The organism is Hafnia alvei (assembly GCF_034424155.1).
GTDB lineage: Bacteria > Pseudomonadota > Gammaproteobacteria > Enterobacterales > Enterobacteriaceae > Hafnia > Hafnia alvei.
The window spans coordinates 1,066,340-1,080,960 of record NZ_CP139992.1; the positions used below are offsets into that span (position 1 = coordinate 1,066,340).

Consider the following 14,621-nt stretch of genomic DNA (forward strand, 5'->3'; position numbering starts at 1 on the left):
CGATTTCGTGGAGAATCCATCTCCACCGACCCTGCCGCCTGTTGACCCTGCGGATGATAGCACGCTGGATACGCCACTCATTCCACCGGATTCGAGTGGCTCAGGGCCACTTAGCACACCGAAAGCAAACTTTACTCGATACTCCCGTTCAGGAAGTCGTAGTTCTCTGGGTAAGGCGGTCGCTGGATATGTCCGCAATGGAGTGGGGGGCGCAGGCAGGGCCAGCCGCCGTATGGGGGCCTCACGCGCTGCAGCAGGGGGACTGCTCGGTCTCATCAGCGACTATCAGCAGGGAGGTGCTACTCAGGCTCTTGAGCGCTTCAATCTTGGTAATTTGGCAGGGCAGTCTGCATCGACTGCTCTTCTCTCCCTTGTTGAATTTTTATGCCCTCCAGGTGGTTCGGTTGACGAGGGGGTTGCGCGGCAGGCTATGCTAGAGACCATCGCCGATATGTCTGATGTAGGAGAGGAGAATTTTGATGAGCTCACTCCCGATCAATTAAAAGAAGTCTTTATTGGTTTCGTGGTTCACTCCATTGAAGGGAGGCTCATGGCGGATATTGGTAAAAATGGGATCAAGTTACCAGACGACATAGACGCTATCGTCAGTATCCAGGAGGACCTGCATGATTTTGTTGATGGAGCTACTCGTACACAGCTCCGTGAGGAGCTGAGGAATCTTACAGGGCTTTCAGGGGATGCTATAGACAGAAAAGTGGAGGAGATTTACACCGTGGCATTTGAATTACTTGCCCGAGAAGGGGAGAGATTGGAATGAGCCATCATACCTTAGTTGCCCGTTTGGGCACTGACGATAACTCCGATTTACAGCTCAGCCGCCAAAGCACGCATCTGACAGAAATTAATTTTCTCAAAGAGAACGGTAAACTGGATTTCGGTCTCGGGCAGGCGCTGAATGGTTTGAGTGATCTTGGTTTAACGCCAATGGATGTCTCCGTGGATCTGGCACTACTGGCCGCAACGGTGACTGCGGCGGACACCCGAATCTCACGTGGGCATAACGCTCAAGATCTGTGGACGCGCGAAATTGCACTTTATATCCCGGTAGCTTCCCCGACATTATGGAATAGTCAGACTGGATTGCTCAGCAGGATGTTGAATTTTCTTACCGGCGACCGTTGGACAATTCATTTCCGCTCGCGCCCTGTTATTGAGCACGGGCTCATTCAGCGATCCTCTAAGGAACGTTCGGTGAACCCTACTTCTGTTTGCTTGTTTTCCGGGGGGCTCGACAGCTTCATCGGTGCCATTGATTTATTATCTAATGGGGGAACCCCCCTTCTGATCAGCCACTACTGGGATACGACTACCAGCGTTTATCAGCAGAAGTGTGCTCAGCTGCTGTCGGAGCGATATGGACAATCGTTCAGCCATGTGCGAGCTCGTGTTGGGTTTGAAAAAACAACGATTGAGGGAGAAGATGGAGAAAACACCCTTCGTGGCCGCTCTTTCATGTTTTTCTCGCTCGCGACAATGGCCGCAGACGCCCTCGGCGGGCCGGTCACGATAAACGTCCCTGAAAATGGTTTGATCTCTCTCAACGTTCCCCTCGATCCGCTTCGTGTCGGAGCGCTAAGTACTCGGACAACCCATCCGTTTTACATGGCGCGTTTTAATGAGCTGCTGAGCAACCTTGGCATCAGTGCACATCTGGAAAATCCCTACGCCTACAAAACCAAAGGTGAGATGGCTATCCATTGCCATGACCATGCTTTTCTAAGGCAACACGCGGCTGACACCATGTCATGTTCGTCTCCGCAAAGTACGCGTTGGAACCCTGCGCTGAATGAGCAGCAATCAACACACTGTGGCCGATGTGTTCCATGCTTAATCAGGCGAGCATCATTGTTTACAGCTTTCGGCACGGACGATACGATTTACCGTATCCCGGATCTCCGTAGCCGGGTACTGGACAGCTCTAAGCCTGAAGGTGAACACGTTCGGGCATTTCAATTTGCTCTGGCAAGATTGGCGCGATCACCGAGTCGAGCAAAATTTGATATTCACAAACCAGGGCCGCTCAGCGACTATCCCGACTGCTTAGCTGAGTATGAAGGTGTTTATCTGAGAGGAATGAAAGAAGTTGAACGCCTGCTGAGTGGAGTCATAACGAGGCCCCTTACATGAAATTAGCAGGACAGAAGCCCGCTCCACAATGGGTCGATTTTCACTGTCATCTGGATCTATACCCCAATCACTCTGCACTCATCCGTGAATGTGACATTTCACGTGTTGCCACGCTAGCGGTGACGACAACCCCCAAGGCATGGATGCGTAACCGGGAGTTAACTTCCGATTCTCCTTATGTTCGTGTCGCACTTGGTCTACATCCCCAGCTGATTGCGGAACGTGAGCATGAGATAGCGTTACTGGAGCACTATCTCCCTTCTGCACGTTACGTTGGGGAGATAGGGCTTGATGCCAGCCCGCGCTTTTATCGCAGCTTTGAAGCACAGGAGCGGATTTTTTCCCGTATTCTGAATGCCTGTTTCGAGCAGGGGGATAAGATTCTCAGCATCCACAGCGTTCGCGCTGCAGCCAAAGTGTTGGGACATTTGGAAAACACCAGACTTACTGAAAATTGCAAGGCTGTCCTACACTGGTTCACTGGGAGTATCTCCGAGGCTCGACGAGCTGTTGAACTTGGATGCTATTTCTCTATTAATGAAGAGATGCTACGTTCTCCTAAACATCGAAAGCTGGTGTCCTTTTTGCCTTTCGAACGTATCTTGACGGAGACCGATGGACCTTTTGTGTTTCACGAAGAAAAAGCGATACACCCTCGTGATGTGCAGCGTACGGTTCATGAAATCGCGCAGATCCACCACGTATCGGACACAGATGCTGCTATGAGAATACTTTATAATCTTCGAAGTTTAGTCACCAATAGTTCTCACAGTGAGAATAGTTCATGAATCTAATTAGTTGGATTAATACAGGGGAATAGTTGAATACTTCAGTCCCCTAAAAGCTAATATGCTCTATGTCATCTAATGATAAGTGGCTCCAAAGAGCCACTTATCATTAACTTTTCTAAAGGGAGGTAGAAGTTCAGCAATCAATAATTTTCCATCCACGATCTTCGAGCACGTTAATTTCATCATCTACAAATGCGTCTTTGCGCATCGCAAGGCATAAGAGGTGAGTTGGACGTGTCATAGCTACATAATGTAGCTTCAATCGGCCAAGCATACGTGAACCCTCAAATACTGGTCTCCCTTTTTTATTAACTGTCGAACCACCAGTCTTCGTTCCGAGTAACCAAGGCTTTAGTTCGCAAAGATGATGATTGAAGTAGAAGCTATCAAGTACAAGTGTCGCAGTGTGCGTCTCGCCTTTAACGGAATGGATTGACCCTAGCCGGATTTGGACCAGGGGAGAAGTTTTTGGATAAGATACAAAATTAGAACTCTGTGTGAGAGTCACTTCCTCTCCTTGAAACGTATTAACCTGTGGCCAGGCGAGGAAAGCCGTGACGCTATTGCCAATTACTGAAGAGCCGCTCAACTGCTTAACGCATGACACAATTAATGGGAGCAATTCTGTGTTCCAATCATCTTGTGTAATATTTCCACGAGTTGCCAAGAGTTTCTCTTGTAGCGCCCTATAGCTTGTAATTGCCTCTGTCTCGTCCAAAAGCTCAACAACTCGACGATGCGGTGATTTTCGCGATACTCTACTATGTATGCTACCTGATAACTCACTTGCGGCCAGCAATGCTGAGGCTGTTGCATTCACCAGTTTTTCGCAGTTGTTGCTGCCCATAATCTCAATATATGCGCGAGCCAGATATTGCGCGAAACTGTTCGGAGTTGCTTCCTTTCGTGCGGTACTGGGGTCATAGGTGGGTACGTAATGCCCTATAGCATGGGGGACGAGGCCATCTTCTTTTAGCTCGTGGACTCCAGCGATTGCGGTAAACACGCCACACTTTAAAGTTGCTGCATCAAAGGATTCAATAAGATAATCGCCATAGCGGGGAAGGACTGATTGCACTGAGGCATCGTCGAAGAGAAAGATTGTTGGAGCTTTTGGTTCGGTATTTATTCGGGCTGGTGGACCGGCACCAATTAATGCTTGTGGCGCGACGCCGAGGCCCTTTACTTTATCGGCTATATCTTGGGAAAAGCGATAGCTTCGCGGAAGAACATGGACTACGGAACCTGGGAATGGATCGGTACTTGCACCTTTGAGTCCGGTCCGTGAATAGATTGCTTGATTCGAATCGCCGAATCGTTGCCGCCGCGACGGTGAATCGCCAGCGCAGAAGATTCGATGCAACAGTGCCGATTGTTCCTCGCTATTGTCCTGTGCTTCATCGATGAATACTAAGGGGAAGCGCCGACGTAGATCCATTGCTGCCTCAGGATTCTTGTTCAGTAACTCATTAGCCCAGACAAACATCTCATCGAAACAGAAATAACCTTGCTCGCTAATCGTGCGACGAGCCTCGAGTATCGCCTGATAAGTCGGGGTCTGTGGCCCGAATCTGCCAGTATTGCCACCAGAGTAGTCGGGTTGAGTGTAGATTAGACATGCTTCTGTTAATCGATTCTGCTGTAACGCCCAACGCGTATTATTAGGAAGAATATTCCAACGTTTCATTAGGGCGATTTGCGTGTCGATACAGCTCACAGCTATACCCTTCGAGCGTAGCCATGGCAGGGCCAGAAACTCATTGACGAACGAATGGATTGTTCCAACAAAGTGTGGGTAGCGTGAGAGTGCGATCCCTGCAGCTGAGTTGCTGAGTTTAGCATTAATCTCGTTACGAGCTGCATTGGTGTGTGAAAGTACACAAATACCCTGCTGGCGGTATGGCCAACGCATTGCTAATATCGCTAGCTTGGCAACAAGCAATGTTGTTTTCCCACTTCCGGGACATGCCTCGAAATCGGTCGTGTCGAGATTTAGCATTGCTTTAAGCCGACTATCATCATCACCGACCGGAGCAAAACCATCGTCTCCAACTCCCATCAGTGCTGCTGCCCAAGCAATATCCTGTTCGCGAATAAGGCCATCAAACATTGAAGTCATTCCTCAGTCACAGTGTCATTGATCGCTATATCGAATGGTGTAGTTACATGTGAAATAGCTGCAATGATATAAGGAGGTAATTGATTAAGCAGAGCGTTCGAATCCATTTTACCTGACTCAATGTCATTTTCTAATAGCTCTGCCATATACTGCGCAGCGATTGCCTTTGATGCTCCATTCGACTCGAATAACGCGTAGACATGCGAACTGAGAATCTCTAGGTCAGTAGTACTATCCATGATAGCTTCATAAGCTGCATCAGCAGCAGTGATAATGTCGGCTTTGATGGCTGTACCAGCGTTGAGTCGGTCATCAGCGAGTGCGAGCGACGCAGCCTGATACATTTGCTTACCGAGGCCATGAAAAGCGAGATCATATTCGAGTGTCCATTCATCCGCTACGAAGGTTTCGACATTCTGACCCGACGCTTTAGCTCGTCGAATAATGCGGCGCTGCTCTAGTGCATTACCGGGAAAATCTGCCTTAATTCGCCATTGTCGTTTCGATGGCGGTATAACTGGTACTTGTTGACCTTCCTCGAGCTTGCCGACGATCCATGGTGCTAAATCAGGCATTACGTCCATGTCAGTGATGCATGCTACCGGAATATTAATCATTCCGTCCTTCTCAGGATCTTGCCGCATGAAGATTCGTGCATAGCGACCAAGACCGACGCCACCAACATTTACAACTGACACGCCATGATGATGGAAATCGCGGCCGAGAAGTTTTGCTAACACTGGCAATAAAATATTTTCGGCATCGCCTTCAACAATCATTACGGCCCGAGCAAATAATAGATTAGCCTTGGTCACATCGAGGAAGCGTTCAAGGAAGCGATAGTCCGATGGGCTAAGCTGAGTTTTACCTTTACATAGTGGAAAGGCTCGGCCACCCTCAACTAAAGCTATATTGTCAAGATGCAGTTCTGAGGCAAGGCTAGGGCTATGTGTCGTGACGATAATTTGGATATGTTGATGGTCAGTGCGTTCTTTTTTTGCTTGTTCTTGCAAGAATGACATAAGACGAAGCTGGCGCTGAGGATGGAGATGAGCCTCTGGTTCTTCAATCAATAGTAATGGAAAACCGTCGCTTTCGGCTGCAAGCAGAAGTAACTCACAAGCCATGAATAGCAGATTGTTAGAGCCAAGTCCCCTACTATGATGATTATCGACTTCGGCCGAACCAGTCAAGGTAAGTTCAAGTTTTTCGAGTAGTTGGCGTAATCGGAGGTTATCTTCCTGTGTGCTGGCGACGCCTATCCGTGCTAGCAGCATATCGTTGGCGAATGACAGTGGAGCAAGATATTCTTCATTGAGACGCTTGCGTGCTTGTTTAATACCTTCACTCTCACCAAATAAATAGCTGGCATAATCTCCAAGTCCGAGAATACTCAAAGTTTTCGGATCGACTGGCGGATCGATATGTCTGTCGAAAGCATTTCCTGTCTCACGTATTTCCTTTGTGTGCTGTAGGATTTGCGATAATCTTGATCCTCGGCCTGCGCTCATCGCACGTTCGGCATCGCGAAGGGGACGTAGATAAGCCGCCGTCAATAGCGATCTCGCTCCAAGATCAAGCAATGGTCCATCCCCTATAGCGCCAGTACGCCATTCGGGTGGAAGCACCCGGCGTGAGCTTCCTTCTTTAGTATTGCGTTTTGCCACCCAAGTGATGATGAGTACGGTTTCGACTGCTTCCCCAATCGTTTCATAGGTCAGAAATTCTGAAAAGGCACCACGATCTGCCGCCGTAAGCCCACTAAATGTCAGTCGGATTACTATCTGATCCGCGCGTTCAGAGTGCGGAGTGGCTTGGTGAAAATCACTGGTGTCAATGCGCATAAAATCTTGGTCACGTGTACCTAGCACTAACCGGATGGCATCAATCACAGTGGTCTTTCCCGCATCATTCTCTCCAACTAATGCGGTTAGCCCTGGATTTAGTGTTAGCACAAAGGCGTTTTCGGCGGCTCCAAACAACCGAAAGTTCTCAATTCGAATTTCTGATATGTACATTTAAGACTCCTTCCACTGTTACCGATTTTAGCAAGAAGAGCATTGTCAAGAAACCAGAGTGTTTGGTTTTCTACCGAGCCTTGAAAGCCCCATTTTTTATGTTTATTACCAATGTTAAAAGGAGAAATTGGTAAGCTCGAAATGCCTGTATTATTGTCTGAGCTTCTTCAGACTTCATTGTTTGAAGGCTATAAATAGTCAACAATTCATACAGATCTATGATGGATGCCATAGAGTTGTATGCAGATAATGTAAAAAATGAAATACAGCCTCCTGCTACAACTGCTACATGTAGCAGTTGTAGCAGGGATAAAGGGGGTCACTCACCATTTTTGAAACACTTACTGCTCAGGTCGTGTATTAGCGCCATTTTTTGAGATTTCTCACCTTCAGCTAAAGGTTTAATTTTCCCTGCTCTCTCATTTACAATTCTGATAGCCTCAGCTAAAAATTCTCGCTTAATTACACGCTCTTCTGAATTACCGACAAGTCCGGAAATATGCACCAACTTCTCCCCAGGCAGTGTCAGGTAAGGTTTTATATAATTTAGGTTAAGAATGCAGTTATACAATGTAAATTCATTCAAATAGCTTACGAGGTTTTGTCTGCACTCCCGAACGGTTAATATTTTCTCATCTATAATTAACTTGGCCAGTTCTTCGCTATTAATAGCTTTCTCGGTTTCATCAAGCCGTTTATTTATTTTGCCCAATGCAAATTCAACTTCATCCAGAATACCTGTAATAGACTGTGGGTGGATGGCAGAAAGTTCAAGCTCGTTGTAGAAACTTGTCATCTGAACCATGTTATTATACTGTTTTATCGCACTCATTATTATCAAGTTATTGGCACACATTACTAATATCAGATCGGGTTGTTTAAATTTGCGATCGATATTGACATGATCAGTAAAAACGCCGCGATACGTTAAAATTGTATTTATATCTGAAAGTAACTCTCCATTTTTTATCGTATTTCCATTTAATTTGATGTTAAGAGCTAACTTGATAGTACTAATAGCCGCTGAGATAAAACCTGGAGGTAGCTCATTAATTGACATTGCATTAGTTTTTTTATTTGCCTCGTTTAAATCGTCTATACAAATATTATGTATTATTTTAGATAGCGTCAGATAAGGTGTCAGGACAACTGAGTCTGGAGAATTTTTAAGGTTGATAGCCAACTCTATCAGATCTAATTCAGAAAACACGTCACCTTTAAGAGAACTGAAAACAAGATGCCAAATGACCTTGATATCCAACCATGTATCTTCGTTTATCTCTATCGAATAAGGTTTGGTCGCTTTCTTCTGAAACTCTTCTATTAAAGATTTCAGCAACCGCTCATCGAAGTTTTTCGATTCATAAAGATATTGATGTAATGCCAAATAATAGCTGTCATTCAGACCCTCTACCTGATAAAGGGTTCGGTAAAAACTGGAAAGGTGTTCAGTCAGCCCAATCTTTCGTTCCAAAGCCAGCAGGACTCGAAGCGAAGAGTAAGCTACTTTAAAATCATCCAGCTGACCTTTAATTTTGTTAAACTCATCCTCGTCTAATGTTGTTTGGGAATATTCGATGCATTCATCAATGGCACTATTCATCCATGTTTTTATAGGTGTGCTTTTTTTTCTGATATTTCTTATATATTCAGACAGTGGGCTGAAAACTTTTTTATAACTCCCGTCAGGTGACTTGATAAGATCCCTTAAATAGTTTTTCACTCCTTGTAGGATATCCCTTCCATTATTTTCCAGTGTAGGGCAATGATCACTCAACAAAAAACTATGTATATGAAAGTAGAATCCGCTGTTATTAGTGGTGTTAAAAGTTTTGTGTATATCAAGTGCTAAGCATGAAGAAACCCCGAGCTGAATATAACGTTCGAATACTTGGCTCCGGGTCAGAGTGCTGAACACGGGATAAGACATGATTTGATTATAAAACATTTCGTATTTGTAGAACAAACTACGACGTTCTTCTTCACTGAATACCCTTTCTTTATCAATTATTCCGATTATCTCATTATAGCGCTGATTAAAAAACGCCTGATGACGCCAAAAACTTCCATATGCTCGTATATCCCGCTGTTTACTCCCTTCCCTGAATACTCCCAAAATCTGACAGACGTCGTACATCAGTTTTGCAAATGCATGTGCCACTGAACTTCCTCCGGTTGGTTTCCATTTTTCTACGCGGACACTATCCCAGATGCTATGGCAAATTTCTAATCCAGCCAAAGACATCCAACAGGAGAAGTGAAAATGTCGAACGTTAGTGCACCAAAAACACACCCGCAACGCATCCTGCGCATGACTGAGTTGACGGCGATTCTTGGGATCTCGCGCTCAAGTATCTACGAAAAACTGAATCCTAAATCCAGGTATTACGATGCTGAGTTCCCCAGACCGGTCCGGCTGGGGGCTGCCTCTGTCGGCTGGCGATCTACTGCTATTGACGAGTGGATCGCTTCCCGAACCGTTTAATTTTTTTGCAAAAAAATAAAGGATGATGCAATGAGCAACAAAAATGAAATTAATCATGAACTTAACCTGAAGTTTGATATTCTACCACGTCATATCAGGCGATGGACTTTGTACCTACACCACATCACAGGTGTGGCGGTTGAGATTATCGTCGTTACGTTATTAGCATTTTTGGGGTTAGCCTGCCAGGATCTGTTTTGCGTTCAGTTGGGCAATAAACAGCGATTTCCTCTGGCGTTATATCTGTTATTGCTCTCCAGGTCTGGTAGTGGTAAGTCAAGAATATACAGGTTGCTCAAGATCCCTGTTGAGCAACGGGAGCGGCGATTTGAAGACGAGTATTGTGTCGAGCTTGAGGAGTATGAACGAAGGGTTATTATCTGGCAGGCTGAGTTTAAAGTATTAAATAAGCTTTACAAAAAAGCACTGAGTCAGGGGGGAGATACGGCTGAAACACGCAAAAAACTTGAAGAGTGTATCAGCCGCCAGCCGCAGAAACCAGTAAGGAAATCCATTATTTTAACAAACCCGACAAGAGAAGCGCTCACTAAAGAAATCGGGATGGGGTATCAGAATAAAGCTCTTTTTAACGATGAAGCAGCAGGTGTGTATACGAGTAGTTTGTACAACGACCCCACACCTTTCAATACATTCTGGTGTTGGGATAAAGTCACCATTAACAGGGTATCACGGGAAAGCTTTGTTATTGAAAATTATGTATTTTCATCTTTATTAATGATGCAGCCTCATCCGTATGACAATTCCAGCAAACGGAAAAGGGCCAGTATCAGATTCACAGGATTGCTGGCTCGTACCCTGATGATAGATATGGAGCAGATTATAAAGCCATACACCATCAATGAGCACAGTGCCAGGGATGAAAGCCTGCTTCAGGAGCTGTATTCTGTCATGTCACAACTTATGGACGCCGGTGTTAAGCGAAGAGAAAATGGCGATGAGTATATTGCACTTACCCTTGCTCCGGACGCGCAGGATCTAATGGATGAAACGTCGTTGAGTTTGCAGCAGCAGATGAAGCCTGGCGGAGCCTTGTATCACTATGATGATATAGCCGCTCGTTTTATCGAGCAGAGTCTCAGGATTGCAGGTATTTTTCAGGTTACTGGTGACCCTGAATCGACAGAGATTGTAAGGGAAAATCTGTTGTCTGCTTTGAATCTGACTGACTGGTTTGTAAATCATTCCATTACAAAAATTGATTCCACAAGAGAACTTAGTGATGAAGAAAAAATATTATTCTGGCTGGAATCGCATCTTGTAGAAAATGGCTCTTACGATTTCAGAAGAAACGACATTATCAAAAATGGCCCAGGATCCATCAGATGCTCTGAGCGGCTTATACCAGCACTGGAAAAGCTTAAATCGAAAGGAATGGTGCAGTTATTCGAAGAGGCAGGTATCAATTATGTCAAATTTATCGGTTCAACAATGAACCCTGTCGAACTTGCAGCTAAGACCAATACGCCAATACACCAGTCCGGATCACTGACACTGAGCAAGCTGGCTAAACCTGAATAACTTCAGAGTGATTTTTATGATTTAACAACGAGTTATATTGCTCGCAAACCCTAGCTGGTTGCGGGTTAGAGTGTCGCGAATAATATCGTTTCTTAGTTTTGGTTAGTCGGTATATGTAATATATATCCTTATCAACGTATGCCTGGATACCAGCATAGATAATCCATCTCTGTGAGAGGAACTGTACGCCTAATCACATGGGTAGCCCACTGCTACCCATTAATCAACAAATATTACCTGAGTAATTTATTATGAAATTACCTTATGAGTTATCTGAAAAAGAATTTGAATCCCTGCTACTGGCAGCAGAAAAGAAATATGACTCCCGGATATCACGCTATATGCTTCGTCGATCACTTGCTGTGATATCTGATTATCTGGAAAACTATAACCGGGTATTCGCATTACGTGCTGATCTGAGGTTTGCTCAGTCCCATGTGCCAGGAGAGCCAGATATGCCGACATGCTTTCAGAAAGATGATGAGAAAGCCATCACTCGGGCTATAGAATCCCTTAAGAGTCAGCTAAGGGAAGAGCACAAGCGTTCTGGCAGGGCTGGTGAGTCTGCGCCACTCGCCTATATCTGGGCCAGAGAGCGTGTTACCGGGGAACATCCTCACTACCATCTGATTCTGCTGTTTGACAAAGAGGTTTATGCCTATCTGGGGAATTACACTGAATCTGATGCTGATAATATGGGGACCCGTATTCAGAAAGCCTGGTGCAGCGCCATTGGGCTTGATTATCCTGAATATGCTTATCTCCCGCATTTTCCGAAGAACCACAGCATTTGGTTCACACGACACGATGCGTTAACGTTAAGTGATGATTATTATGACTTTTTGCTACGGGTGGCCTATCTGAGCAAAGACTACAGCAAAGACTTCTATGACGGTTATCGCAACTTTGGCACAAGCCAGCTTATATGACGGAAGCTGAAAGGCCGGTAGAACTTATGATGCAGACTTGCCGATAAAGCGCAGGTCTGCATCTATTTCTTGATTCTATTTCCACCATCACCTGACAAGCTGGCGATAATCACATTCCATCTCATCGATGAAATCATCACCGATTGTCGGAAAGCCATAGCTCAAATGCTCTTTCCCTTTAATTTCAAATAAATTATAGAGATAGCTATCCTTTTGGTTAGCGACGTGAACAGGCATAAAGGGCCTGTTTCTTACGATATTTTCGTTTAGTTTACGGGCGTTGATGATGTTGTATTGATCTCCGGTGATATCAATAACGTAATCTTCCACTTCCAGCCAGAAGTGAGTTATTGCGCCATTTTTACCGGTGACTCCAGTGACCCCTTTCAATTCCAGTTCGGGCCATAATTGCAGAAAGTGGAAGGAAAGTAACATTGAGCAAAGCTTGCAACTCATTACCGGGAAGCCGTGAGGTACAAGGTAGGTTGTTGACGGATCACATGTTTCGAGTATCTTTCGAAACCTATTCGCCTCTTCACGTGCAGTCTCAATGGTAAACAATATTATCCCCCTGATTTAGCATATGAGTGTTTGTAAGCATACGTACCAATGGCAGGCTCCTTAGGATTTATTCTTCGTAGTATGAGTCAATGCTGTCCGGTCGAATCATACGTGAAGCCTAGGGAGTTAGGCTTTATATAACAGGATTGCGCCATTACCGCACACTCCTGTTTTTCGCTTGTGTGGATTAAGAATTGGTCTTATCCAGTGAGCTTTAATGTTGTTAATTCAACGTCAGTGAGTCTGCCACTATCTGCCTTTTTCACAAAGTAAGCCCACCACTGCATCATCGGACGACGTTGCTCAAGGTAATCACTGCGGTTGTAAGCGCGACGTACCTCATTTTTGTCTACATGAGCCAGTGCTGCTTCAATGACATCAGGCGGGAATCCTTCCTCATTGAGTGCCGTACTAGCGATAGAGCGTAAACCGTGTGATACGAGTACGCCTCCTAAGCCAGCACGCTTAAGTGCGGCATTAACTGTTTGGCTGTTCATTGGCTGGGTTGGTTTGATGCGACTGGGAAAGATAAACTCTCGGCCACCACTGAGTGACTTCATCATTTCCAGAATAGAAAGAGCCTCATCCGATAGTGGAACCGTATGGTCTCGGTTCATCTTCATACGAGCTGCTGGAATTTTCCATTCTTTAGCACTGAAATCGATTTCATCCCATCGTGCCTCAGCGGCTTCGGCAGGGCGGGTAATGGTGAGAAGCTGCCACATGAACAAGCACCGCGTTGACATACTGATACTTGCTGTACGCATTGTTTGCATTAACTGTGGAAGCTGATCCGGACGGATACTCGGCATGTTTTTCTTTTGCGGTTTCTCGAACGCTTTTCCGATATTTACACTGGGAACTGCATCAATCAGGCCTGTGTTCTGCGCATAAATCATGACTTCGTTAATACGCTGACAAAGGCGGCGAACAGTCTCTAATGCACCTCTGGCCTGTACCGGCTGAACAGCTTTAACTAGAGTATGAGCCTTAATCTCAGTGACGCTGATATCACCGATTGCTGGGAAAACATCTCTCTCAAGCGAGCGCCAGATATCGTCGGCATAGTCCTCTGTTACGCTGGCTTTCTTCACATTCCACCAACGCTCGGCAACTAACAAGAAGGTGTTGGTTTTGGCCTCTTGAGAATTCCTCACCTGTTCTTTCTGGTGTTCCTGAGGATCAATATCTTTTGCCAACAAAACTCGAGATTCAGCTCTGAGTTTACGCGCATCAGAAAGGGAGACGGCTGGGTAGGCTCCGAAGCTCTGCTTGGTTCGCTGCTTGGTCAGAGGTCGATAGTAACGGAACTGCCAGAGCTTACTACCGCTGGACTTGATTAACAGAGTAAGCCCGTCACCATCATACAGCTGGTAATCGGCATCTTTAGGTTTGGCGGCTTTGATTTCCGTATCGGTTAACGGCTTGGTTTTTCTTGCCATGGGGAGTCTCCATGCGTTTAGGCCCAACGAAAACAATAGAGCTTTTCGTTGGGCCTATCAATGGGCCTAAAAGGTTCGGATTTAATCAGTTCTCTTCGGACTTCGCGGGACAAATTGAGGGCACAAAAAAGCCCGCAGGGCTTGCGCCGTGCGGGCTCTTAGGACTTCATCGGATGACTCTGGTAATCACCGATGGAGAATTTTGGTGGAGCTGGGGGGATTTGAACCCCCGTCCGAAATTACTACACCGTCGGCACTACATGCTTAGTCTAGTCTTTACATTCGCCTACCAGCTGCGGACAGACACGCTACTAATAAACTAGCTTGATTAGATTTAATGCTTCAACCCCAAGCAAGGTATCCACACGATCTCTTTTGGTTTTGACCTCTCTTGATCCCCGTCCTAAGAGCGGAGGCTAGGGAGAGAGGGCTCTGAGCAGGTTATTAAGCTGCTAGTGCGTAGTTTTCGTCGTTTGCGACTATTTTTTTGCGGCTTTTTACGAGGCAAACCGCCCCTCGGCATGCTCCTTGGGCTTCGCAAATCCCGTCGAATCCAGAATCAGCCCCAAGTACTATCGTGCATTGTATC

Annotated in this window: 11 protein-coding genes and 1 other RNA gene; 6 read left to right on the plus strand and 6 right to left on the minus strand. The window is 45.7% G+C overall.

Features of this window, described 5'->3' with window-relative positions:
* The first annotated feature begins 232 nt into the window (after positions 1-232).
* The 3 genes from qatB to qatD are packed head-to-tail and all read left to right on the plus strand — an operon-like array spanning position 233 to position 2,936.
* On the plus strand, positions 233-778 hold the full coding sequence (gene qatB, locus U0008_RS04925; protein WP_038416548.1) for a Qat anti-phage system associated protein QatB: 546 nt from the start codon (positions 233-235) through the stop codon (positions 776-778).
* Positions 775-2,148: a Qat anti-phage system QueC-like protein QatC gene (gene qatC, locus U0008_RS04930; protein WP_043491415.1), complete on the plus strand. Its 1,374-nt coding sequence runs from the start codon at positions 775-777 to the stop codon at positions 2,146-2,148. The genes qatB and qatC overlap by 4 nt, the downstream gene beginning before the upstream one ends.
* On the plus strand, positions 2,145-2,936 hold the full coding sequence (qatD, locus tag U0008_RS04935) for a Qat anti-phage system TatD family nuclease QatD (protein ID WP_038416546.1): 792 nt from the start codon (positions 2,145-2,147) through the stop codon (positions 2,934-2,936). Before qatC ends, qatD begins: the two co-directional genes overlap by 4 nt.
* A 136-nt stretch (positions 2,937-3,072) precedes the next feature.
* On the opposite strand, the gene U0008_RS04940 is transcribed toward qatD, so the two are convergent.
* The 3 genes from U0008_RS04940 to U0008_RS04950 all read right to left on the minus strand — a co-directional run bounded on the left by U0008_RS04940 (position 3,073) and on the right by U0008_RS04950 (position 9,315).
* Positions 3,073-5,049, minus strand: coding sequence for a UvrD-helicase domain-containing protein (locus U0008_RS04940; protein ID WP_038416545.1), 1,977 nt, complete (start codon positions 5,047-5,049; stop codon positions 3,073-3,075).
* A gap of 5 nt (positions 5,050-5,054) precedes the next feature.
* Positions 5,055-7,076 carry an ATP-dependent nuclease gene (locus U0008_RS04945; RefSeq protein WP_038416544.1) on the minus strand — a complete coding sequence of 674 codons (2,022 nt, stop codon included), beginning with the start codon at positions 7,074-7,076 and terminating at the stop codon, positions 5,055-5,057.
* Positions 7,077-7,395: 319 nt separating this feature from the next.
* Complete coding sequence (locus tag U0008_RS04950; protein WP_130951943.1) at positions 7,396-9,315, minus strand: hypothetical protein; 1,920 nt, start codon at positions 9,313-9,315, stop codon at positions 7,396-7,398.
* Positions 9,316-9,339: 24 nt separating this feature from the next.
* On the opposite strand from U0008_RS04950, the gene U0008_RS04955 reads away from it, so the two are divergent.
* The 3 genes from U0008_RS04955 to U0008_RS04965 all read left to right on the plus strand — a co-directional run bounded on the left by U0008_RS04955 (position 9,340) and on the right by U0008_RS04965 (position 12,029).
* On the plus strand, positions 9,340-9,561 hold the full coding sequence (locus U0008_RS04955; protein WP_043491420.1) for a helix-turn-helix transcriptional regulator: 222 nt from the start codon (positions 9,340-9,342) through the stop codon (positions 9,559-9,561).
* 30 nt (positions 9,562-9,591) lie between these two features.
* On the plus strand, positions 9,592-11,100 hold the full coding sequence (locus U0008_RS04960; protein WP_038416541.1) for a DUF3987 domain-containing protein: 1,509 nt from the start codon (positions 9,592-9,594) through the stop codon (positions 11,098-11,100).
* Between the two features lie 251 nt (positions 11,101-11,351).
* Positions 11,352-12,029, plus strand: coding sequence for an inovirus Gp2 family protein (locus U0008_RS04965; protein ID WP_038416540.1), 678 nt, complete (start codon positions 11,352-11,354; stop codon positions 12,027-12,029).
* Positions 12,030-12,116: 87 nt separating this feature from the next.
* Here the strand turns inward: U0008_RS04965 and U0008_RS04970 are convergent, their stop codons facing one another.
* From U0008_RS04970 to ssrA, 3 genes are all read right to left on the minus strand, one after another.
* Positions 12,117-12,590: a hypothetical protein gene (locus U0008_RS04970; RefSeq protein ID WP_032733613.1), complete on the minus strand. Its 474-nt coding sequence runs from the start codon at positions 12,588-12,590 to the stop codon at positions 12,117-12,119.
* A 200-nt stretch (positions 12,591-12,790) separates the two neighbouring features.
* Positions 12,791-14,032, minus strand: coding sequence for an integrase (locus U0008_RS04975; protein WP_038416539.1), 1,242 nt, complete (start codon positions 14,030-14,032; stop codon positions 12,791-12,793).
* A gap of 203 nt (positions 14,033-14,235) precedes the next feature.
* Positions 14,236-14,599, minus strand: a transfer-messenger RNA (tmRNA) gene (ssrA, locus tag U0008_RS04980).
* Positions 14,600-14,621 lie beyond the last annotated feature (22 nt).